Genomic DNA, 23,735 nt, shown 5'->3' with positions numbered 1-23,735 from the left:
TCTCTGATGATTAAATATCGATCATAAATAGCTGGCTTTAGGATAAGAAGGTACTGAAAAAAATGATAAAGAAAGGCGCAAGCACCGTTAAAATAAAACCACTAAAAATAGCAACTTGTGTATCCAAAGGAGAGCAATTATTTTTGATAAAAGGAAGTGTTGAATCCATGGCCGTTGCACCACAAATCCCGATGACAGGGTTTGGATAGTTTCTACCTAAAAGATATAACAACGCGATTGCATAAAACTCCCTGATAAGATCGGTAAGTAAGGCAAAAGTACCTTGTTCCGCACCTAAGGTTTTACCAATCAATGGACCTGAGAGAGAAAACCAGCCAAAACCACTACCGAGTACAATGAGTTCAAAGAATGATCGATCTAAAATAAAAGTCGTCAAATAAGCTGCAATGAACAGTGCAATGATTGTGAGTAATGGAACCTTGACATGGTTAAGGGTTAAAGATTGTATTTTAATCGTGGCTAGATCGACCCCAACTAAAAAGATGAGAAGATAAAGTAATATATTGCTAATCGTTTCACTTCCCAATGTATCTGGGAGGATGAGATAGAGAACCATCCCGATAAGAACCATTGAGATCGCAATCAGGCATTCTAGAACGGGTTTTAAAATTTCAGATAGCGATTTTCGATTTTCGCTGATGTTATGTGCTTTCTTAAAAAGAAAAACAAAGGTAATCGCACTAATCACCGTCGCATAGATAAAAGACTCAACAATGATGGTAGAGCCGAGTTCTTTATCAAATAGAACAACACCGAATTGAAAACCGATCGAAATAAGCAGTAGCCATACTAAAATAGTGATATAGCCAACCAATTTATTTCTAATGGTTGGTTTGGTGACTCTCCCAATCCCCCAGCCGAAGAGCAGGGAGAGAAGGATAGGAGATAGGGAAAATAGAAGATTATTGATCATATTTTTTGCTTCGTTAATGAATAATCAATCAGGATGACCCATCTTTCACCTAAGAAGTTGAGTTGATCATTCGATATTTTTTTAATGGGTGAGACATAATGACAGACAGAATGATCATGTACCGCAAAACTATCTAAAATATTTTTTAATGTGAATTGACTATAAATTTTTTCGACATTGACCTCTTCTAAGCGTTTATTTCTTTCACTCGGATGAGCAATATAGTTTTCGCCGCCAGTAATATTATTACTGCGATAGAACAGATGGGCAAAGGTAAAAGGTTCACCATCTTGATGGAAACAGTCTGGAGAACTAATCCCTTGGCTCTGATCGTTTGAGGTGAGTTTAACAAAATGTATGCCGACATAGATGGGCAGATAATATTCGCTCAATCCGAATGTAAGTTTATAATCTTCAATAATTAATTTATTCAAATAATGTGAGAGCTTTACATTTCTGCTCAGTGCATTGAAATATCGAATAGAGCCATGTTCCGGATTGTTATTTCCCTGATCATATCCAGAGAGTTCTTGGCCATCGTCTCCCAACGTTGTCGGTAACCAAATTGGTTCGATATGCTTTTCCCATGGAAGAATTAAAGCATTTCCATAGCGTCTAAAGCGTTGTGTATTGGGTGGTGCAAAAGGATCTCTTTCTAATGCTTTAAATTCTCTTGAAATTGATATTTTTGATTCAATATCGATTTCTGAGGTTTTGTATTGTATGAATCCATTTTGCTTAAATTTTTCTTTTAACGGTGACGTCTCGAAGTCGTGGATGAGTGGAGATTGATAATTTTGAAGAATTTCTTTTTTTGCTAAATTTTCTTCTAACATGGGATAGCCCTCTATCAGTGATGAAACTTAATCATGTAAATAAAATATTTCATATTTGTTAAATTTAAATATAATTATTATTAATAATCATATGCTTTAATTTATTTAATGGTAAAATTTTTATATAAAAACAGTCGCTTGTTCTTTTGAGAATATGGTTTTTAAAATGATAGCAAGATAAATGATTTAGTTAGCTACAAATAATGTGGATAGGTATGCCTTTACCTTATCTGCCTCAGATAGGGTTGGGAGTCATTGTTTAAGTCATACGATTTTTTTATAAAAAATGAGCTAAACAGTGCAGCTCTGAGCGTTATTCAGCGGAGGGAGAATAAAAAGAATTACCTCAAGCCAAGGCTGATAATTAAAAATTTCAGCAAAGCTTAGCAAATAATAATATTTCATGTGATTTTTCAATCAGATTAGACTCATCCAAAGATAAATAACAACAACGTATTTATCAAAAGAATCAATTTTTCATTCGGATGTTGTCTTTGGATTGGCTGTATATACAGAGTGTACTGCCGCAGTTCTATGCGGCAACCCTCATGACCTTAAAAATCTCCTTTATTGGTATTGTGTTATCTATTTTATTGGGGCTGATCTGTAGTGTGATTAGTACCTATAACGTTCGAATACTCAACAAAATTGTCAAAGTCTATATTGAGGTTTCCCGCAATACGCCCTTGCTCATTCAGCTATTTTTTCTCTATTACGGTTTACCTAAGATCGGGATCAAACTAGATGGTTTTACCTGTGGTGTGATTGGTCTAACTTTTTTGGGCGGCAGTTATATGGCAGAAGCCTTCCGTGCAGGCTTACAGTCAGTTGCACAAGGACAGATTGATTCTGCCCGAAGTGTGGGACTCAATGCCGTCCAAGTCTTTCAATATGTGGTGTTTCCACAGGCGCTGTCGCTTTCTATTCCAGCCATTGGTGCGAACTGCTTATTTCTGATTAAAGAAAGCTCAGTTTTGAGTGCGATTGCAGTGGTGGAGCTCTTGTTTGTGACCAAAGATTTGATTGGGATGGACTATAAAACCACAGAAGCTTTATTTCTATTAATCATGGCCTATCTGATTATCTTGTTACCTGTTTCAGCACTCACCAGTTATTTGGAATATCGCAGTCGGAAGGTGAGCCATGGAACTTGAGTATTTATTTCAACCGAGCCATCTCGAACGGTTGCTGTATGGCCTGCTACAAACCATTGAAATTGCTTTTCTTTCTGTGTTTTTATCTGCGATTTTCGGGACGGTTTTTGGGGTGATCATGACCTCCAAAAACATACTGATTAAAATTATTTGCCGTTTTTATTTAGAAACCATTCGGGTTGTGCCGATCCTCGTCCTATTGTTTGTTTTCTATTTTGGTTTAGCGACGTGGTTTAACTGGCAGCTCTCATCATTTTGGGTGTGTATTTTTGTATTTACCTTATGGGGAACTGCGGAAATGGGCGATTTAGTTCGGGCCTCGATTACTTCGATTGATCAGCATCAACGTGATTCTGCTTATGCTGTAGGTTTAAATCATGTGCAGGCATTGATTTACGTGATTTTCCCACAAAGCCTAAAAAGAGTGACACCTGGGGCATTGAATCTGTTTACCCGCATGATTAAAACCAGTTCATTGGCGGTACTGATCGGGATGGTGGAAGTTCTGAAAGTCGGGCAGCAGATTATTGAAAACTCATTATTGACGGTACCCAGTGCCTCGCTATGGATTTACGGTTTCATCTTTATTCTTTATTTCCTGATTTGTTATCCATTATCGCTTTTAGCAGCGCATTTAGAAAAAGTGTGGGAGAACGCATGACTTTGTTATCGATACAACATGTGCAGAAATTTTATAAACAAAGTCATATCTTGCATGGCATTGATCTGGATGTGCAACAAGGGGAAGTGGTGGTGATTTTGGGGCCATCGGGTTGTGGCAAAAGTACCTTGTTGCGCTGTATCAATGGGTTGGAACCGATCCAAGAGGGGGAGATTCATCTCAAAGATATTGGAAGATTAGGGCAGGATTTGCCATGGGATAGCGTACGTCAGCAGATCGGCATGGTGTTCCAGAACTATGAGTTATTCAAGCATATGAATGTGATTGATAACATTCTGCTTGGCCCCTTAAAAGCACAAAAACGGCAACGTGTAGAAGTGGAACAACTGGCAGATCACTTATTGCAGCGGGTGGGATTGCTTGATCGTAAATATGATTATCCTGCCAATTTATCGGGTGGGCAAAAACAGCGAATTGCGATTGTCCGTGCATTGGTCATGAAACCGAAAGTGATTTTATTGGATGAGATAACCGCAGCCTTAGATCCTGAAATGGTACGGGAAGTGCTGGATGTGGTGCTGAAACTGGCACAGGAAGGCATGACCATGCTCATCGTCACCCATGAAATGGGTTTTGCACGCAAAGTGGCAGACCGCATTATTTTTATGGATAAGGGCAAAATCATTGAGCAAAGCTCACCTGAAGCATTTTTTCAGCATCCACAAACAGAACGGGCGAAGACCTTTCTAAATATTTTAAATTATTAAAAGCAATAAGAGGACTTTATGCGATTAAATTTAGCAGCTGGGCAACATCACTCTCCTTCAAAGACAAAAATGTTTGGTTTGGGCATCACTTGTGTACTGATGGCAGGTGTATTGACGGGTTGTAATCAGCCAACTTCGTCAGAGGCCAAAAGTGTAGGACAGGATACATCGTTGGAACAGATTCGGAAAAATGGTGTCCTACGCGTAGGTGTATTTGCGGACAATCCACCGTTTGGCTATGTCGATAGTGCGGGCAAAAATCAGGGCTTTGATGTGGCACTGGCAAAGCGTGTGACCAAAGATTTACTCGGTGATGAAAATAAAATTCAGTTTGTGATTGCGGAAGCTGCCAATCGGGTTGAATTTTTAAAGTCAGATAAAGTTGATGTGGTCTTTGCCAGTTTTTCTGTAACACCTGAACGTCAACAGGTCGTAGATTTTTCCCAACCTTATTTAAAAGCATCACTGGGAATTGTTTCACCTAAGGATAAAGCTATTACCGATGTGAAAAGTCTGGAAGGCAAAACCTTGATTGTAAATAAGGGTTCGAGCTCAGAGATCTATTTTAGTAAAAATTATCCAAAAGTTAAGTTGTTGAAATTTGGACAAAATACCGATGCTTTCAATGCGCTGATTGACGGTCGAGGGGATGCCATTTCTCAAGACAGTACTTATGCACTGGCATGGGCAGCCAAGAACCCGAATTATGTGGCGGGTATTCCTCAGATTGGCAATCAAGACTTTATTGCAGCAGGTGTGAAAAAGGGCAACACCCAATTGTTGAACTGGTTGAATGATGAAATCAAGCAGCTCAGGACGACAGGTGAGGTTCAGAACATTTATGACCAAACCTTGAAACCGATCTACGGTGAAAAAGTGAATCCCAATATCTTTTTAGATGTTGATACCACCAAGCAATAACAGATTTTAAAACACAAAAAAGGTGAAATTATGCAAACAATAACATTTTCAAATATTCAAAAATTATTGCTGGCTTCTGTATTTAGTTTAGGAATGACAGCATGTAATAAAAATCCTCAGTCGACTGAAAAGCCCGCAGATACTTCAGCGCAGCTTTCCAGTATTGAACAGATCAAGAAAAACGGTGTGGTTCGTATTGGTGTATTTAGCGACAAGCCGCCGTTTGGTTATCTGGATGCACAAGGTAAAAATCAGGGCTTTGATGTGGAAATTGCTAAACATGTCGCCAAAGATTTATTGGGCGATGAAAATAAAGTGCAGTTTGTACTGACTGAGGCGGCCAACCGTGTCGAATATCTTAAAGCCAATAAAGTCGATATTATTTTTGCCAATTTCACGGTGACACCTGAACGTGAACAGGTGGTGGATTTTGCTCAGCCTTATTTGAAGGTTGCTTTAGGTGTGGTGTCTCCTAAAAATAAACCGATTACTGATATTGCTCAGCTCAAGGATCAAATCTTGCTGGTCAATAAAGGCACGACAGCGGATTCATTTTTTAGCAAGCAACATCCTGAAATTAAGTTGCAAAAATATGAGCAAAACACGGAAACTTTTGATGCTTTAAAAGATGGTCGAGGTGCTGCTTTGGCACATGATAATTTATTGGTGTTGGCATGGGCAAAAGAAAATCCAAATTACACTGTCGGCATTACTAATTTGGGTGAGCAAGATTTAATTGCACCTGCCGTGCAAAAGGGCAATAAAGAATTGCTGGATTGGTTAAATCAAGATTTAGAAAAATTAGCCAAAGAAGGGGTTATCCATCAAGCCTATGAAAAAACCTTAAAACCTGTTTATGGTGATGGTATTCCTGCCAAAGACTTAATTATTGAATAAGTACTTCGACTGAAGAAAAAGCGAAGCAAAGTTAAATCTTGCTTTGCTTTTTTATTTATCTGATGGTTGTTTTTCCTCAGTGATGTCCGTTACAAAGAGCTGATAGTGGTGCTAAAGCGACCTCTTTAGAATGATAAAAAATAAAAGGACGCATTACATGCAAAATACTGAAATTGATTTTATTGTTAAAGACACACTGACTGCATTGGCATTTTATGAGCAGGTTTTTGAAGTCGAAAGAATAGAAGTAGGTGATTTTGTGGTTGGGCAGAATAGTGTAATTATGAGTATTCACGGCGTTCATTTTCATATGCTAGATGAAAACCCAGATTTCCAATTGCTTGCGCCTACCCAAGACAGCTATATCCCGATTTGGTTTAATATTACGGTCACTGATATCGAGAAAACATTGCAGCAAGCAGTTGATGCAGGTGCAGTGCTGATTCAAGCTGTGCAGCATATGCCAGCAATGGGCATTAAGAATGCCATGTTCAAAGATCCTTTTGGCTATATGTGGTTATTGCATCAGGTGATTGAGGTGGTTGATTATGAAACACGGGCTCAATTATTAGAACAACAAGGTTTTCAACGTAAGCCCACTCAGAATAAATAAGTTAAATCATAAAATGAGGATCTTATCAGGCAAGTATTCATACTTTTCGATGCTTGCCTGATACAGCTTATCTAAACAATTGTTATTTTAAAAAGACTTGCTCAGTGTAAAGACCGCAGCGGTTTTCAGCCCTTTCTTGGATGTATCAGTAAACCCATCAGTATTAAGATCCGTTCCAATTGCTGCCAGTTCCGCACTCAAGTTCATGGGTGGATAGCTATAATTGGCTCCTATTTTCCAGTCGATAAAGTGATCTTCTGCATCTCCTCCATAAATTGCTTGGCTTGCTTTGGAATAGCCTAAGCTTGCAATAGCGCCAAAGTGGGTATGGGCTATTGGCGTGCTATATAAAAGATTAAAATACCAATTTTTGACGTCTTCGCCGAAGTTTTGGCGCGTTGCTTTGCCGCCGTATTGAGGGGTATAGCTGATACTTGGGCTAAAGCTATCATTATCGCTCAAAGCATTGTTTATGATCATTTTTAGATAGTATTCATTGTAATTTAAATCGCTTTTACCTACATAATGATAACGAAGCATGCCAAGGTCAATTGTAGGTTGGAATTTCCCTAAAAGAATTGGAGTTGCGTAGCCAAAAGAAGGATCGAGTTCCAAGTGTGCGTCATCACCGAAATCAACATTTGAGGTAAATGCCGCTAGATAAAATCCAGAGGAATGGTTTAAAAGAAAGTTTCCTTGAAAAGCAGCATCATTCTTGCTCTGAGTTTGTCCACGCCAACGATATTCGCTGCCGAGTGATACATTTCCAGAAAGATTGAAATTCGAAGCAGATGGTTGATCTGATGCAAAAGCATAATTGGAAGATAAAACTGTCGCTAAAACTAATACCCGATATAAACCTTTCATAACATCCTCAACATATGAGTTAAATTTGATGAGATGTATATTAGGTTTTAATCTTTTGATAAATAATAAAATTAACGTAAATTATGCGTAAAGAAAGCATAAATTTTTAACGTCTATTTTATGGGTTCTGCGGGCACACTTTTAAGACCCCTGTGGTCGTGCTATTTAAGACTTTTCCATTATCTGACATTGCTGTCATCATCGGCACAGGCTGTTTTGTGGCTTTTTCAATCAAAATTGAATGCGGTTCATTTTTTTCAAATAGAAACTGTTCGCCCCATTGGCGTAGTGCAACCACAATCGGGAATAGTTTTTCTCCTTGATCTGTCAAAATGTACTCTTGATAGGCTGTGCCATCAGACGCGGCCTGTGTTTGCAGAATTTCGGCAGCAATTAATTTATGCAGTCTGTCCGAAAGAATGTTACGGGCGACATTCAAGTTTCGTTGTAGGTCACCAAAACGATGAATGCCATCCATGACATCTCGCACAATCAGCAGTGACCAACGATCTCCAATCACATCGACACAACGTGCAACAGGGCAAAACTCTGTAGTTGAACTTTTATTGTTTGACATCGCATTCTCAATAGATTTGGATTGATCTGGTTGCATTTTAAAACTAGATGGTTTAGGGTTCAACTAGTTTTATTTTGAAACTAGTTTGGGTGCGCGATGAATCATCCCTGTACATCAGCTTTATCTAAAAAAGAAAATCATCTTTTCACTCAGCCAAGAAAATTGCCCACTGGCTTGGTCTGGCTGTTTGCAATCGCGAGTGGTTTAAGTGTTGCCAATGTTTATTATGCGCAACCTTTACTGGATGCTATTGCTCAGGACTTGGCAATTCGCTATGCCACGGTTGGGAGTGTGATTTTGGTGACCCAAATCGGGTGCGCTGTGGCTTTATTATTGTTGGTGCCATTGGGCGATCGGATGGATCGCCGTCGGCTCATGCGATTGCAGCTCTTGGCGCTTGTTGCTGCGTTGATTGCCGTCAGTATCACAAAAACTGTACTTGGCTTATTTGCAGCGATGTTTGCGGTGGGTATGTTAGGCACAGCCATGACACAAGGACTGATTACCTATGCTGCAAGTATCGCTGAACCTCATGAACGGGGCTATGTGGTGGGTACAGCACAAAGTGGTGTGTTTATTGGATTATTATTGGCTCGCGTTTTTGCTGGCGCAATCAGCGATCTTGCGGGCTGGCGCAGCGTCTATTTTTGTGCAGCACTGCTGATGTTGATGATTGCTTTGCCACTGTGGAAATCTCTGCCGATGGTCGCCAATTCAAATCATCAACTGAGCTATCCACGTTTGATTTTGTCCATGCTGACCTTAGTTTCCAAAAATAAATTATTACAGATACGGGGAATATTGGCATTGTTGATGTTTGCGGTATTCAATATTTTTTGGAGTGCGTTGGCGCTATTGCTCAGTGCGCCTCCATATCACTATTCACATACTGCAATTGGTGCATTGGGTTTGGTTGGAGTATTGGGTGCATTGATGGCAAGCAAAGTAGGGCAATGGGCAGATCAAGGTTTTGCGCAAAGAACCAGTGGCTTTGCATTGTTGCTGATATTGTTGTCTTGGATCGCTTTCGCTCAAATTGAGTATTCAATTGCGGCATTGATCTTGGGGATATTATTACTCGATTTAGGAGGTCAAGCCTTACACGTCACCAATCAAAGTATGATTTTGCAAATACAACAGGATAATCAAGGCCGTTTAGTCGGGCTGTATATGCTGTTTTATGCCGCAGGCAGCGGTCTAGGTGCAATCAGCACAACCATGACCTATGCCAAAGCAGGATGGCTAGGTGTCTGTTTGCTAGGCGGCTGCATCAGTGTGATTGCCTTATCCTTTTGGTGGATTACACGAAATGCTCAACATGACATAGAGCTGCTTGAGGGCAATTGAGTGAATTTGTGCTTAGACTCAATTGCCATGAGATCTATAAAATGATCTATCGATATAATTTTATTCAATCCCGATGACGGTGGTGATGTAGGCTGTTGTGAGCAAGATCATCAAACCCAGAGACATTTCAAATAAAATGGCATAGCTTAATTGCTGTGAAAATTTAGGCTCTTGAAGGCGAGGGGTAAAATACCATTTGTTAAATGCAGCCAACAGTAAAATACTCACCACAAATAAAAGCTTAATACTAAAACCAGATCCATAAGGTGTATTGATTAAAGCATTAAAATCTTTAAATAAAAGTACAGCAACACTGGCACCACATAGGATTAAAATCGTAACCACAAACACTGCGATACGCCCAAATAAATGCATGCGCTCTTTTAACGCCAAGCCATTTATTGCACGACTGGTTTTCCAGAGTGGGTATAAGGCGCCCATCCATAAAGACATGACCAGTACATGGATGGATAATAAAAATTGGGCAAACAAGGATAAATTAGTGACATGACCCAGCTGAGAAAAGCTATAGACAATCAGCAGTATGGGGAGTGTAAAGATTATCTTTTCAAATGCATTGGTTGCAGTATTTTTTTGATTCAGTTTGAAGATCAGCAATGCGAGTATCATTGCAAAACTAAGGATGCGAATGAGATGTGCATGTCCAGTCGCAGTGTTGATCAGAATGTTGATGTAGTTCCAATCAAACATACCAAGCAAGCCTGTATTGGCAAAACTTCCAATTAAAAACAAGAAACTTAGAGTACTTGAGATCAAACCCAGAGCTGCACCAAGGGTCATATAATTGACAATATTTGCTTTGATTTCAGCATAGCGTCCGAGTAGGAAATAGCTAAATGCTCCTCCAACCACAAAAGCAATACTCAAATAGAGGCCAATTTTTGTTATCCAGGTTGCGAATATCCAATATTCAGACATCATTATTTATTCCTAGGAATGAATAAGTTACCAATGTGGTATTGGTAACTTATTCAGGCGGTTGCAATTTTATCTGGATTATTTGAGGGTGAAGCTATATTCACCATTCATGTTGTGCCCATCTTTGCCCATCGTGCCCCAAAGCACGGTATATTTGCCTTTTTTTAGGCTTGGCAGCGCAACATCAAATGATTTCTTCAAATCATGGCTGACTTTATAATTAAGCGGCAGTTCTTTGCGTTGTTCATCAACAACTTTAATATTCATCAACATCACTTCCTCACCAAAATTAAGGGTTAAGTTTTTAGGTTGCGTTGAGACAATGGTATTTGCAGCGGGTGTTGCACTGAGCAGGGTGACATGGGCAAATGCACTATTGGTGGCAGCAGCCAATGTCGCACCCAACAAAATATTTCGTAGTGCAGTTGTTTTATTTGAAAATAAACGCATTTTTTATCCTCTTCTGATGCATGAATATGAGGTGATGACCCATTGAGAGCCATCACTTTTCATCTTGGATTATGAAATATGCAGAGGTACATCTACGCGACGTGAAAATTACTTTTCTGTCATTTTGATGTTGCAAGACTCGGTTTGATGCTACGAAGAACGATTGGTAGCGACAGGATATAAATGAGGACCACACTCAGCCAAATCGCACCGGGCCATGCAGATTGAAACTGAAAATACAGGCTTGAGAACAATAAGGGTGCAAACATCGAAGCCAGACTGATGGTTGAAGCAATGATGCCTTGAAACTGGCCTTGCTGTTCAGGTGAAACTTTTTGTGAGGCCAAGGCCTGTAAAGATGGCGTTCCAATACTGCCTAAGGCAAAAATTGGCATTATTGCAAAAATAACCCAGCCCTGTTGGGCAACAGCCATGATGGATAAGGCAATACAAGAGCAAGCGATTCCGATCAAAACCGTATTTCGATCTCCAAATCGTTTGGATGCATGTTGAGGGATAAAGGCTTGTACCAACATTTGGCATAAACCAAAAGTAGCTAAAGATAGTCCCACCCCAAAACCATTCCATTGAAAAGTAGCATGTCCCCACAGAGCCCAACACACCGCATAAGCTTCACCAGTCGCACTAAAAATAAAGAAAGTAGCGATAAGCGGAAATACGCTAGATATGGATCGAAGCGAGCTAAATACTTTGAATGGATTGAGTGAAGTCGCTGAATCTTTTGGAGGAATCGAGGTTTTTGACTCTGGTAATGCCAAATAGGCAACAACAAAGTTCAGTCCTGCAAGTAGTGCTGCAATGATAAATGGCAATCTCAGCCAATATTCACCTAATATACCTCCAAGTATCGGGCCAATGATAAAGCCTGCGCCAAACACGGCACTCATCAAACCGAAGTATTTTGCTCGTTGATCTGGTTTTGAAATATCCACCAGATAAGCAGAAGCAACTGACATATTGGCACTGGTCATTCCAGCTATGACACGCCCAATCAATAACAGGAGCAGATTGTGTGAATAGGCCAAAAATACATAATTAAATGCTGAACCCGCTAAAGAGAGTAGCAGGATGGGGCGTCGGCCAAATTTGTCACTTAAGACCCCAAGGACAGGTGAAAAGATAAATTGCATGGCCGCATAAAGACTGCTCAATATCCCAATGTACATGGCGATATGAGTACTATGGGTAATGTCTCGCAGCAGTGAAGGTAAGATTGGAAAAATAAGACCAATGCCGATTGCATCCAAAGCAATGGTAGAGAAAATAATAAATAAAGGTCGATTCATAAAGCGTCCTATCGAAATAGCAGGCACAGAAATACTGTGAAAACCTGTTAACGATGCCTGATAACAACTCAAGCCCTGATGAACGCTGACCGAACCTTTTAAAAGATAAGGATATGTGTTGATGCGATATTTTTCTTTCACATAGAAAATGTATCTACAACAATTTTTCGCGGTTTTTTTATCGTAACAATGAAAACGAATGAACTTATTAGGTTCTATCGTCTGTTGAAAATTTTAGCATTAAAAATAAGCAAGAAACAATATAGTCTCAAGTGAAAGCAGATGTGTCATGTCATTCAACATCACACATCTGAGGAGAGCATCATTATTTTTTGGTATTCGGCAACAACGCGGTCATAAAACCTAACAAAGGTAAGAATGAACAGAGTTTATAAACCCAGACAATGCCGTGTGTATCCGCCAAATGGCCTAGACCTGCTGCTCCAATACCACCAATACCGAACATCAATCCAAACATTAAGCCTGCAACCATGCCAACTCGCCCTGGAACAGCTTCTTGTGCATAAACTACAAGTGCAGAGAAGGCAGAAGACATCACTAAACCGATAATAATCACAAGAATGCCTGTACCCATTAATCCCACATAAGGCAGCATCAGGGCAAATGGAGCAATACCCAAAAAGGATACCCAAACCACCGCTTTACGTCCGATACGATCACCGACTGGGCCTCCTGCAAAAGTACCCAACGCCACAGCGCCTAAAAACATGAATAGATATAACTGCGATGTCTGGATTGAAACATCAAATCTTTCAATGAGATAGAAGGTAAAATAATTGGTAATGGCAGCGATATAGATAAATTTAGCAAATAGCAAAATACAGATGACAGCCATGGCCTGAATCACCTGTTTACGTGTCAAGGTTGAAATGGCGTGTTGACTAGCGAGGCGATGTGCAGGTGCTTGTTTGACCAGCCATTTGGTCACGCGTAATAAAACGAAAATAGCCAAAGCAGCAACTAGAACAAATAAGCCAATTGCACCTTGTCCGTTGGGGATAATCACGGCTGCGGCAACTAAGGGACCTAGTGCTGAACCGGTATTTCCGCCAACCTGAAACATGGATTGAGCCGTACCAAAACGTCCACCCGATGCAGTACGAGCAATACGAGATGCTTCAGGATGAAATGTGGATGAACCTATACCAATCAGTGCAGCTGCAAAGAGTAAGCTGTGATAACTTCCTGCAATCGCCATTAAACCAATGCCAATCAGCGTGGCGAGCATGCCCGCAGGCAATAAATATGGTTTTGGATGTTTGTCGGTATAGAGTCCAATCCACGGTTGTAATAATGACGCGGTAATTTGATACACCAACGCAATCCAGCCAATCTGGGCAAAGCTTAGAGAAAACTCTGCCTTGAGCATGGGATAACTTGCAGTCACCACCGCCTGAATGGAGTCATTTAATAGATGAGCAAAGGCGACTGCACCGACAACACGCAACACGAATTTTTGCGGTTGATCTTGAGGTGGAAATTGCTCTTGTGGAAAAGTGTTCTCAAGAGTCCCTGTATTCGTTGCCATACGTGCTCCAACAGGTTGTATCAGCTTAAATCGTGATATTGAAGAAGGTTTGTTTTTCAGCGTTTTTATCCTAAACTGAACTGAAAGCGGCCCACAATCATATTTGGGACATATAGTATCGATTTCAGGCCATATTGAGAGACGAAGCTAATGCGTAATATTCAGGTCAATGATTATCAAGATGTGGCTCGCAATGTCATGGCAACGGGCAATGATTACGAGGATGGACACATCCTCGCAAGTCATCGCCATAACAGAGGGCAATGCCTGTATGCAATAACAGGTGTATTGACTGTAACAACCAATAAAGGCAGTTGGGTGGTGCCGCCGAAACGTGCGCTTTGGATTCCAGCAGGGATTGATCATGAAGTGCATATGGGTGGTATCACCAAAACACGTAGTGCCTATATTCTTCCAGAAGTCGCGCGCAAAGCAGGTTTACCCATTTATTGTGCCGTAATTAATGTGTCGCCGTTATTGCATGAATTACTCTCGACAGCGGTTGATCTACCTGCCGAATATGAATTGGGTGGACGCGATGATTATTTAATGCAATTGATCATCGCCGAAATCGCGTTGATGCCTGAATTGCCATTGAATGCGCCTTTACCACAAGAGCCACGCTTGGCTGCATTATGTTTGCAATTATTAAAAGCACCGACTTTAGATCATGATCTGGATCAGATTGCTGAACAGGTTGGGATGAGTCGTCGCAATTTCACCCGAATTTTTCGGCTACAGACAGGCATGAGTTTTAGCCATTGGCGGCAACAGGCTTGTCTACTGAATGCGTTGACTAGAATGGAATTAGGACAGCCGATTACCCGTGTGGCGATGGAGCTTGGTTATAGCAGCAGTAGTGCATTTACTGCGGCCTTTAAACGTTCTTTAGGCGTAGCTCCGCGCTTTTATTTACAAGGAAAATGATTTGGCGAATGTGATAATGTGAGATGAAATCAATTCACTCATTTCACGATCATTTTTATGGTTTGAGAACATAAGATCAACGATAAATTTATGCTGTCATTATTAAAAGGTTTGGCCTTGTCCCATCAAGGTCTGGAAAAAAATAACACATTTGGCGAAGGACGATCTGGAACCCTAAATGCGATTGAGCATCTGGGTTATGTGCAAATAGATACCATTTCCGTAGTTGAACGTGCGCATCATCATGTTTTATGGAGTCGCGTACCAAATTATCAGCTGGATCACTTAAATCAGTTGGTGAAAGCGCAGAAAGTTTTTGAACATTGGGCTCATGCGGCCTCTTATCTTCCAATGCGGGATTATCGTTATGCCATGCCATTGATGCATGCAATACGAAATGGTGAACGTCGCTATTTCAAAAGTGATCCGCATTTGATGAAGGAGATTCTGGCTCGGGTTAAGGCAGAAGGTAAAATCCAACTGCGAAATATGCAGAAGGAGAAGCGGGAAGGCCCAGCAGGTTGGTGGAATTCCGGTCCAAATCGTAAGGCGCTTGAGCAGTTATTTATGCAAGGTGACTTGATGATTTGTGAACGTAACGGGATGGAGAAAATTTTTGACCTGACTGAACGCTGTTTGCCAGAAGGGATTGATCTCAGTACACCCACGTTGCATGAATATGCACATTATTTATTGAACATGAACATACGCGCACACGGTGTATTTACATGGAAGCAGTTATTGCATTTAAAAGGGAAAGAGTTGCGTGAGGTGATGCGTACCGTATTGGATGAAAATATCGATGCAGGTTTAGTAAAGGTTATTAAACTGGAAAATGGACAAATGATTTATGCAGCCACTGCCGTCTTGGAACATGAACCCGCTATTCAAGCACAACTCAAAATATTGTCTCCTTTTGATAATCTGGTGATTCATCGTGAGCGCTTGAGTAGCTTATTTGACTTTGATTACCGTATTGAATGTTATGTGCCAGCTGCGAAAAGACAATATGGTTATTTTTGTTTGCCCTTGTTGTATGCAGATCGGTTTGTTGGCCGTATTGATTGTAAAGTGCATCGCCGTGAAAAGAGATTAGAGGTGATTCGTCTGCATTTAGAAGATCCGAATATGCAGGACCGAGAGGCTTTTATTAAAGCTTTAGAGCTGGAATTACAACGTTTTGCTGTGTTTAATCAGTGTACTGAAGTGGATCAGTATCGGATTTAGTAAATAGAAGTAACCAATCATGATCTGTCATCGTTCAGATCATGATTGGTTGTTGAGTTTATATTAGTCTTTATTACTCAGTTCTTTTGATAGCTCATCCCAACGTTGATTTGCGCTTTGCATCGCTTGCATTTTGATATGACCAAAGCCACGTACTTCCGCAGGAAGCTCGGCAATTTGTGCAGCCACTGTCAAATTGTACTGTTGTGGTGCTGCAATAAGTTCTTTTACAAATCCAATGTAGCGATCACGCCATGCGTGCTCTTGTTGACGTTCTTGTTGATGTGCAAATGGATCAAGGAAGCTTTCGCGAAGCCATTGTAACCGAGCAAGCAACATCATTGGGAAGCGCATCCAGTAACCAAAGACACGTTTGCGGACATTGGTACCCAGTGTCGGTGGTGCAAGGTGATAGGAAAGGCGTATCCCACGACCAAATTGCGACTCGATTGATTTCTTAAAGTTTGCACCTGTCAGTAAACGTGCCACTTCATACTCATCTTTATATGCCATCACACGATAGAGTTGCATCGCTATCGTGATTGCCAATGCTTCAGGTAGTAATTTCGATACCTGTTCTAACAGCATACGATATTGATTTGCATAGCTTTCATTCCAATAGTCTTGCAGGCGTGAAGTCCGATCATTGATGAGTTCAGGCAATGTCTGTGGTGCATTCTGTTTTGGCAAACTGTCGAGTAGGCACTTCGCCAGATCTGGATCGTTTGCAAGATGGCAGCCTACGCGGAAAGCTTCCAGATTCTTTTCAACCGCCGTACCATTTAGTTGAATGGCTTTTTCAATACTCTCGCGCAGTAATGGAATTTGACCTGATTGCCATGCCATCCCTAGCAAGAGCTGATTGGCAAAAATGGCATCGCCTAAGACTTGTGTGGCAATCTGTGCGGCAGGTAAGGACACCAGTTTTCCTTGCTCGACACGACCACGAAGACGATTGATCAAGTCCGTAACTGGGGCAAACCAGTCACGCTTATTGATAAAGTCAGATGTAGGTGCACTATCTTCATTAACGAGCACCATCGCATCTTGTTTTAAGCGTGATAGCGCTGCATGACTGCCTGCCACAATTGCATCTGCACCAATCAATAGGTCACATTGATGTTCAGGAATTTTGGTGGAGGAAATTTGGCTATCGTCAGTCGCAACTTGAATATAGGAATAAACCGTACCACCTTTTTGTGCTAGTCCTGCCATATCCATGACACGGGTCGCTTTTCCTTCTAGATGAGCTGCCATACCCAATAAAGCCCCGACAGTGACCACACCCGTTCCACCCACACCGCCGACCATAATACGACTTGGCGTATCGCCAAGTTGAGGGATTATTGGTCGTTCAGGCCAACCTGTAGCAAAACCTTCAAACTTGGCTGGACGTTTCATATCCCGTGTATGCACAGTGACAAAACTTGGGCAGAAACCTTCTACACAGGTGAAATCTTTATTACAACTGCTTTGGTTAATTTGACGCTTGGTGCCCAATGTCGTTTCTACTGGTTCAATCGACAGACAATTTGATTTTTTTGAACAATCGCCACAACCTTCACAGATATCGCTATTGATGTAGAGGCGTTCAGCTGGGTCTGGATACATATCGCGTTTACGACGGCGACGCTTTTCGCTGGCACAGGTCTGCACATAGATTAAAGCGGTGACGCCTGAAATATCACGCAATTCACGTTGCACGGTGTCTAAATCATTTCTATGTCGGATTTCTACATTGGGTGCAAGATGTTCTTCAGCATGAATTAATTCAGGTTCATCAGTCACAATGACCTGTTTTTTAATCCCTTCTGCATCAAGCTGACGGGTCAGTTGCGCCACACTCAAATGTCCATCCACATGCTGACCACCGGTCATGGCAACGGCATCGTTATACAGAATTTTATAAGTGATATTGATATTGGCTGCGATGGCTTGTCGAATTGCCAAATAGCCTGAATGAAAGTAGGTCCCATCACCGAGATTGGCAAAAATATGCTTTTCATTGGTAAAGTGTGATGCACCCGCCCAACTGACACCTTCGCCACCCATTTGCGAGAAAGTTTCAGTGCCACGATCCAGTGATACCGCAATATAGTGGCAACCGATGCCACCTAAGGCGCGGCTGCCTTCAGGCACGACTGTGGAGGTATTATGCGGACAACCACTACAGAAATAAGGTTTACGGTCTGCCAGATCCAGCACGCGTCGTGACTCTTGTTCTGCTTTTTGCAATAAATCGATGCGATTTTGAATTTGTTGTCTTAAATTCTCAGGTAAATCGAGTTGTAGAAAACGTGCCGCCAGCATTTTGGCAATCGGTTCGGGCTGAAATTCATAGTGTCCAATGAGAGGTGCTTCCTCGATTGACGTACTCCATTCACCTTTCCCATGCGGTGCTTTGCCGATCACATGTGGACGTTGATCATCGGGCAGGGAATACAGTTCATCCTTGATTTGTGATTCAAGAATAGGGCGTTTCTCTTCAACCACGATCAGCTCTTGCAAACCCTCAGCAAATTCGCGAATACCTTGAGGTTCTAAAGGCCAGATCAAGCCAACTTGGTAAACACGTAGCCCAAGCTGTTGTGCTGTTTCATTCTCAATGCCTAAAATGCGTAAGGCTTCAATGGTATCGAGATAGCCTTTGCCACTGGCAACAATCCCAATCTGGGCATTTTCACATGGCCAAGTGGTTTGATTGAGTTGATTGGCGCGTGCATAGGCCAATACTGCAGGTAAACGGTATTGATACAGGCGTTGTTCTTGTTGGATACCATGATCAGGCCAACGGATGTGTAAACCATCGGCAGGCAAATCAACTTCTGGCAAAACAGGCGTGACACGATCTAGATCAACATTGACTGAAGCAGAGGTTTCAACAATTTCACTGACCAGTTTCATCGAGGTCCAAACACCAGCAAAGCGTGACATGGCAACTGCATGTACACCTAAATCGAGAATGTGTTGCACCGAAGTTGGATAGAAAATTGGAATACCGCAACCCATCATCACATGTTCGGATTGATGTGGAACTGTCGAAGATTTACAGGAATGATCGTCACCAAATAAAGCAACTACGCCACTATGTTCGGCGGTTCCTGCGAGGTTGGCATGACGCAATACATCGCCTGAACGATCTACACCAGGGCCTTTACCATACCACCATGCAGTGACACCATCATATTTTCCTTGACCGGCAAGGTTCACTTGCTGCGTGCCCCAAATGGCCGTTGCCGCGAGATCTTCATTAATACCGGGTTGAAACACGACATTGTGATCTTTAAGTATGCCTCCAATTTGCCAAAGAAAATTATCATAGTTACCGACCGGGGAACCACGATAGCCTGAAATAAAACCAGCGGTATGATACCCATTCAGTTCATCACGGCGTGTTTGTGCTAGAGGTAACCGAACCAGTGCCTGAATACCGCTCATATAGGCCGAACCGTCATCACTGATATATTTGTCGTCCAGTGATACATCCATAGTAGCGATCATTTTTGGAGTAACTTTTGTCGCTATATTCATTTATGTCTCCTTAGAATTGTATGTAGTTTTGACTACTTTCTTTTTTCAACATCCGGTTGAATATTTGGAGTAAGTACATCTAAAGAAAAAGATTGAGTGGCTGTATAACTTAAAAAAGCTGCTCAATGTATGTACATATTTGTCATTGTGGTTGATCCAGACTGGTGCAACAATGCGTAATTTAGAAAAAGATATTTACGTTATGCGCAAAAATCTTGATGGTGGATTGCTACATGCGATGCATGCCTTCCTGAAAGTCATTGATAGCGGCAGTTTTACGGCTGCTGCGGAGCAGATGGAATTGACAACTGCGCAAGTTTCGCGATTAATTAGCGAATTAGAAGGGCGGTTAGGTACAAAACTACTACAACGATCAACCCGACAGCATGCCTTGACTGAAATTGGTGCAAACTATGCAGAGCAGTGCCGTCAGGTGCTGGCGATGGTGGAAGAATCCGAAGCACAGGCTATGGGGATGGCAACCAGACCACAAGGGCGGTTACGTGTACTGAGTATGGCCAGTTTCGGGCATCATTATTTAGCACCGATGATGGCGGAATTTTGTCAAACTTATCCTGAGCTTACGGTTGAATACCGAACCTCGCAAAACGTACCTGATCTTTTAGGCAAAGGTATTGATGTCAGCTTGTATCTGACTGAGTCCTTGGCAGATTCAAGATTTGTCGCGCGCCGAATTGGGACGATTTTTTCGGTGTTATGCGCTTCGCCTGCCTATCTGGAAAAACATGGTGAACCTCAATCACTGGATGATTTACAAACGCATGCCTGCTTACGCTTAGTCAATCCATCGATTACCCCACAATGGCATCTGGTCAGTGAAAACAGCTGTTCTTATCAGATTGATATTAATGGTCCGTTGATTGCAGATACACCTGAATTGCTGCTAGATGTGGTACAGCAGGATATGGGCATTGCTTTATTGCCAACATTCTCATCGATTGATGCGATTCGGGCAGGGCGATTACGCCGTATTTTACCTGCTTGGCGGTCACCTGATATTGGGGTTTATACTTTATTGCCATCACGTCATTTTGTTGATGCAAAAACACGGGCATGGCTGGAGTGGGTTGAGCAGCATATTTCTCCAAAAATACAGCAAGATACGGATTATTTTTTATAAGTAATTTGAGAGAGCGTTAGAAAAAGAATAATAAGGATTAAAATTAAAAAAATGCTTCTTTATAAAGAGGCATTTTCTACAGAGATGAATAATATATTTTTAAATAAATTACATGAGGAATTTAATCTCAGCTCCTAAATAGAATGAGATAAAGATGAGACCTGATGAACTGGGCAAGTTTCATTGATTAAGCCTGTTGCTAGAGGATGAGAAAATACGATCTATATATTGCTAAGCACATTTTGTTTGCCAATACGCATTGGCATAATTCGATAAGCTTTTTCGGTTGAGTACATGACTAATATTTTGGCTGGCTTGCATCAGTTTTTCTAAATTGATTCCTGTTTCAAAGCCCATATGCGAGAGCAAATAGAACAGATCTTCGGTGGCGACATTACCTGAAGCCCCTTTGGCGTAAGGGCATCCACCCAAACCAGCCAGCGAAGAATCAAATACACGAATGCCTTGCTGTAAAGATTGATGAATATTGGCAATCGCCATGCCATAAGTATTATGAAAATGTCCTGCCAAAACCTTACTGTCGAGTTCAGCCAGACAAGCTTGCCAGACTTTTGCGACACGATCTGGTGTGGCTGTACCAATGGTTTCACCCAAAGATACTTCATAACAACCCATGTCATAGAGCCGTTTAACCACTTTCAGCACTTGCTCAGGTGCAATCGCACCTTCATAAGGGCAATCGACAATACAAGAAACATAACCACGGACACGGATGTTCTGCGCTTTGGCTGCGGTCATCACATCGCTAAATTTTTCAAAACTTTCATCAATCGAGCAATTAATATTTTTACGGGTAAAGCTTTCAGAAGCTGCAGTAAATACCGCAACCTCTTTGCATCCTACAGCTTGAGCAGTTTCAAAACCTTTGATATTGGGGGTAAGCAGACTAAATTGCACATCGGTCGTTTGGGGTAATTGTTTAAATAGCTCATCACTCTGCGCCATTTGCGGTACCCATTTTGCAGATACACAGGAGCCGACTTCAATCGATTTCAAGCCAGCATTAACCAAATCGTGAATAAAGTTTAAACGTTGTTGGACGGTCAAAGCCTGTTTTTCATTTTGCAGGCCATCACGCGGACCGACCTCCACGATTTTGACAAATTCACTCATGCAACTTCCTCCTGCGCAGGTTGAAATTCCACCAGTTCATCGCCAGCTTTGACCTGATCACCTACTTGGAAATAGGAATCCACAATCACACCATCTTGTGGTGCGCGAATGGTGTATTCCATTTTCATGGCTTCAAGCGTCATTAAGATATCGTCTTTCTTGACGTTATGATTTGCACTGACCAGCACTTGAGTCACGACACCTGGCATCGGTGCTTTAAGATGACCTTGATCCGCTTGGCTATCGGCTTGATTATAATCTTGGCGAATATAAGCAAATTTATGACTTTGTCCGCTATGGAACAGCGTGATGCCTTGCGTGCTTTGGTTGAAAGCTAGTTTTTGCTGTGTGCCATTGAGATGAATCTCAGCTGTATGCGCATCTAGCAATTGTCCTGAAATAGGGTAGCTCTTCCCATTATATTCAGCATTAAAGCCTTGTTCAGCCGAGCTAATTTTGATTTGAATGCTCTGATCTAAATAGTTCAGTTTAATGATTTGTTGGAAAGCAATATTTAAACGCCATAACGGTTGTGCTTGCCATAATTGTTTTTGGCTAGAACGATTGTTGTTAAGTTTGCTCAGGAATTCGATAAAGGCTGTGCTAACCACCAATTCAGGCTTAATCTGTTCTGGATGGAACAAGAAATCTTGTTCACGTTGGATTAGGTTGGTATCCAATTTGGCTTGTTTGAATGAGTCGCTACGAACAATTTTTTCTAAAAAGGCAATGTTATTACCTAGACCATCGACGTGGAATTGACTGAGTGCATGTTGCATTTGAATCAAAGCCGCTTCACGGTTTTTACCCCAAACGATCAGTTTGGCAATCATCGGATCGTAGTAGGTGGTGATTTCATCACCTTCAACGATACCACTGTCGACACGGACGAATTGGTTTTGCGTTGGGTAATGTAAATAGTCAATTTTGCCGATGGCAGGTAAAAAGCCCTTTTCGGGTTCTTCTGCATAAATACGTGCTTCGAGCGCATGACCATGAATCTGTAATTGATGTTGCAGTTTCGGTAAAGGTTCACCATCTGCGACGCGTAGTTGCCATTCTACAAGGTCCTCACCTGTAATCATTTCAGTAACAGGATGTTCGACTTGCAGACGGGTATTCATTTCCATGAAATACGCGGTTCCATCTTGCTCCACAATAAACTCAACCGTACCCGCGCCGACATAGTTCACCGCACGGGCAGCATCGATTGCAGCTTGGCGCATGGCATCCAGTTTTTCGCTTGGCATTTGTGGTGCAGGAGCTTCTTCGAGTACTTTTTGGTGGCGGCGTTGTACCGAACAATCACGTTCAAATAAATGCACATAGTTACCATGTGTATCGCCAAACACTTGTACTTCAATATGTCGCGGTTGAATTACATAGCGTTCAATCAACACATCATCATTACCAAAGCTCGATTTGGCTTCACGTTTACATGAGGCTAAGGCATGCAGGAAATCTTCACTACGCTCAACCAGACTCATGCCTTTACCACCACCACCAGCACTGGCTTTAATTAAAACAGGGTAGCCAATTTGGTCTGCCTGTTGCTTTAAAAAGTCGGCCTCTTGATTGGTCCCGTGATAGCCAGGGGTTAATGGCACACCTGCTTTTTCCATCAAGGCTTTAGAGGTGGCTTTTAAGCCCATCGCTAAAATCGCATCGACGGGTGGGCCAATAAAGCAAATGTTGTGTTGTTGGCAAGCGAGTGCAAACTGATCATTTTCTGAAAGAAAACCGTAGCCCGGGTGAATCGCTTGACTGCCTGTATCAATCGCCGCCTGAATAATACGCTCTACCTGTAAATAACTTTGAGTCGCAGGGGACTGACCAATATAAATGGCTTCATCGGCAAGTTTGACGTGTTGTGCATTGGCGTCTGCATCAGAATATACCGCAACCGTTGCAATACCGAGTTTTTTTGCGGTACGAATCACGCGGCAGGCAATCTCGCCACGGTTCGCAATTAAAATCTTTTCAAACATGATGATC

General features: G+C 41.7%; 21 protein-coding genes. 10 read left to right on the top strand and 11 right to left on the bottom strand.

The features are described from left to right. Nucleotides 1–37 precede the first annotated feature (37 nt). Both F887_RS06185 and F887_RS06190 read right to left on the bottom strand, forming a co-directional pair. The gene (locus tag F887_RS06185; RefSeq protein ID WP_005295417.1) at nt 38–934 is read right to left on the bottom strand and encodes a LysO family transporter; all 897 of its coding nucleotides are present in this window, start codon (nt 932–934) and stop codon (nt 38–40) included. Beyond that, on the bottom strand, nt 931–1,770 hold the full coding sequence (locus F887_RS06190) for a 2OG-Fe dioxygenase family protein (RefSeq protein ID WP_005295415.1): 840 nt from the start codon (nt 1,768–1,770) through the stop codon (nt 931–933). Before F887_RS06190 ends, F887_RS06185 begins: the two co-directional genes overlap by 4 nt. 494 nt (nt 1,771–2,264) lie before the next feature. Between F887_RS06190 and F887_RS06195 the strand changes: the two genes are divergently transcribed. From F887_RS06195 to F887_RS06220, 6 genes are all read left to right on the top strand, one after another. Then, nucleotides 2,265–2,924 (top strand): amino acid ABC transporter permease, encoded by a 660-nt coding sequence (locus tag F887_RS06195; protein ID WP_032863157.1) that lies wholly within the window; start codon nt 2,265–2,267, stop codon nt 2,922–2,924. Further along, entirely contained in the window at nt 2,914–3,585 is a 672-nt protein-coding gene (locus tag F887_RS06200; protein WP_005295412.1) for an amino acid ABC transporter permease, read from the top strand. The genes F887_RS06195 and F887_RS06200 overlap by 11 nt, the downstream gene beginning before the upstream one ends. Beyond that, complete coding sequence (locus F887_RS06205; protein ID WP_005295410.1) at nt 3,582–4,313, top strand: amino acid ABC transporter ATP-binding protein; 732 nt, start codon at nt 3,582–3,584, stop codon at nt 4,311–4,313. Before F887_RS06200 ends, F887_RS06205 begins: the two co-directional genes overlap by 4 nt. An 18-nt stretch (nt 4,314–4,331) precedes the next feature. Next, nucleotides 4,332–5,234: a transporter substrate-binding domain-containing protein gene (locus F887_RS06210; protein WP_005295407.1), complete on the top strand. Its 903-nt coding sequence runs from the start codon at nt 4,332–4,334 to the stop codon at nt 5,232–5,234. Between the two features lie 30 nt (nt 5,235–5,264). Beyond that, nucleotides 5,265–6,131: a cysteine ABC transporter substrate-binding protein gene (locus F887_RS06215; protein WP_005295406.1), complete on the top strand. Its 867-nt coding sequence runs from the start codon at nt 5,265–5,267 to the stop codon at nt 6,129–6,131. Nucleotides 6,132–6,288: 157 nt separating this feature from the next. After that, the gene (locus F887_RS06220) at nt 6,289–6,744 is read left to right on the top strand and encodes a VOC family protein (RefSeq protein ID WP_005295404.1); all 456 of its coding nucleotides are present in this window, start codon (nt 6,289–6,291) and stop codon (nt 6,742–6,744) included. 87 nt (nt 6,745–6,831) lie between these two features. On the opposite strand, the gene F887_RS06225 is transcribed toward F887_RS06220, so the two are convergent. Together F887_RS06225 and F887_RS06230 are read right to left on the bottom strand one after the other, a co-directional pair. Next, entirely contained in the window at nt 6,832–7,611 is a 780-nt protein-coding gene (locus F887_RS06225) for a TorF family putative porin (RefSeq protein WP_005295401.1), read from the bottom strand. Between the two features lie 118 nt (nt 7,612–7,729). Next, complete coding sequence (locus F887_RS06230; RefSeq protein ID WP_005295399.1) at nt 7,730–8,188, bottom strand: winged helix-turn-helix transcriptional regulator; 459 nt, start codon at nt 8,186–8,188, stop codon at nt 7,730–7,732. Nucleotides 8,189–8,284: 96 nt separating this feature from the next. On the opposite strand from F887_RS06230, the gene F887_RS06235 reads away from it, so the two are divergent. Continuing rightward, the gene (locus F887_RS06235; protein ID WP_005295397.1) at nt 8,285–9,535 is read left to right on the top strand and encodes an MFS transporter; all 1,251 of its coding nucleotides are present in this window, start codon (nt 8,285–8,287) and stop codon (nt 9,533–9,535) included. Nucleotides 9,536–9,595: 60 nt separating this feature from the next. Here the strand turns inward: F887_RS06235 and F887_RS06240 are convergent, their stop codons facing one another. The 4 genes from F887_RS06240 to F887_RS06255 all read right to left on the bottom strand — a co-directional run bounded on the left by F887_RS06240 (nt 9,596) and on the right by F887_RS06255 (nt 13,780). Continuing rightward, nucleotides 9,596–10,477 (bottom strand): copper resistance D family protein, encoded by an 882-nt coding sequence (locus tag F887_RS06240; RefSeq protein WP_005295395.1) that lies wholly within the window; start codon nt 10,475–10,477, stop codon nt 9,596–9,598. 75 nt (nt 10,478–10,552) lie between these two features. Beyond that, on the bottom strand, nt 10,553–10,924 hold the full coding sequence (locus F887_RS06245; protein ID WP_005295393.1) for a copper resistance CopC family protein: 372 nt from the start codon (nt 10,922–10,924) through the stop codon (nt 10,553–10,555). Between the two features lie 119 nt (nt 10,925–11,043). Next, entirely contained in the window at nt 11,044–12,231 is a 1,188-nt protein-coding gene (locus F887_RS06250) for a TCR/Tet family MFS transporter (protein ID WP_005295392.1), read from the bottom strand. A 325-nt stretch (nt 12,232–12,556) separates the two neighbouring features. Continuing rightward, nucleotides 12,557–13,780, bottom strand: a complete 1,224-nt coding sequence (locus tag F887_RS06255) for an MFS transporter (protein WP_005295389.1) — start codon at nt 13,778–13,780, stop codon at nt 12,557–12,559. A gap of 150 nt (nt 13,781–13,930) precedes the next feature. Between F887_RS06255 and F887_RS06260 the strand changes: the two genes are divergently transcribed. Both F887_RS06260 and F887_RS06265 read left to right on the top strand, forming a co-directional pair. Next, nucleotides 13,931–14,707 (top strand): AraC family transcriptional regulator, encoded by a 777-nt coding sequence (locus tag F887_RS06260; protein WP_005295386.1) that lies wholly within the window; start codon nt 13,931–13,933, stop codon nt 14,705–14,707. 90 nt (nt 14,708–14,797) lie between these two features. Next, nucleotides 14,798–15,934 (top strand): winged helix-turn-helix domain-containing protein, encoded by a 1,137-nt coding sequence (locus F887_RS06265; RefSeq protein WP_005295384.1) that lies wholly within the window; start codon nt 14,798–14,800, stop codon nt 15,932–15,934. A gap of 63 nt (nt 15,935–15,997) precedes the next feature. Here the strand turns inward: F887_RS06265 and F887_RS06270 are convergent, their stop codons facing one another. Beyond that, nucleotides 15,998–19,465 (bottom strand): indolepyruvate ferredoxin oxidoreductase family protein, encoded by a 3,468-nt coding sequence (locus F887_RS06270; RefSeq protein ID WP_005295380.1) that lies wholly within the window; start codon nt 19,463–19,465, stop codon nt 15,998–16,000. 202 nt (nt 19,466–19,667) lie between these two features. Here F887_RS06270 and F887_RS06275 point away from each other — a divergent pair, with 202 nt between their 5' ends. Beyond that, nucleotides 19,668–20,606 carry a LysR family transcriptional regulator gene (locus F887_RS06275; protein WP_032863155.1) on the top strand — a complete coding sequence of 313 codons (939 nt, stop codon included), beginning with the start codon at nt 19,668–19,670 and terminating at the stop codon, nt 20,604–20,606. A gap of 231 nt (nt 20,607–20,837) precedes the next feature. On the opposite strand, the gene F887_RS06280 is transcribed toward F887_RS06275, so the two are convergent. Both F887_RS06280 and F887_RS06285 read right to left on the bottom strand, forming a co-directional pair. Beyond that, nucleotides 20,838–21,740, bottom strand: coding sequence for a hydroxymethylglutaryl-CoA lyase (locus F887_RS06280; RefSeq protein WP_005295376.1), 903 nt, complete (start codon nt 21,738–21,740; stop codon nt 20,838–20,840). Then, a complete protein-coding gene (locus tag F887_RS06285) occupies nt 21,737–23,728 on the bottom strand; it encodes an acetyl/propionyl/methylcrotonyl-CoA carboxylase subunit alpha (RefSeq protein ID WP_005295373.1) in 1,992 nt (663 codons plus the stop codon). Before F887_RS06285 ends, F887_RS06280 begins: the two co-directional genes overlap by 4 nt. Nucleotides 23,729–23,735: the final 7 nt, after the last annotated feature.

This window comes from Acinetobacter sp. NIPH 2100 (genome assembly GCF_000369805.1).
Classification (GTDB): domain Bacteria; phylum Pseudomonadota; class Gammaproteobacteria; order Pseudomonadales; family Moraxellaceae; genus Acinetobacter.
This window is presented reverse-complemented; position numbering and strand designations above follow the sequence as displayed.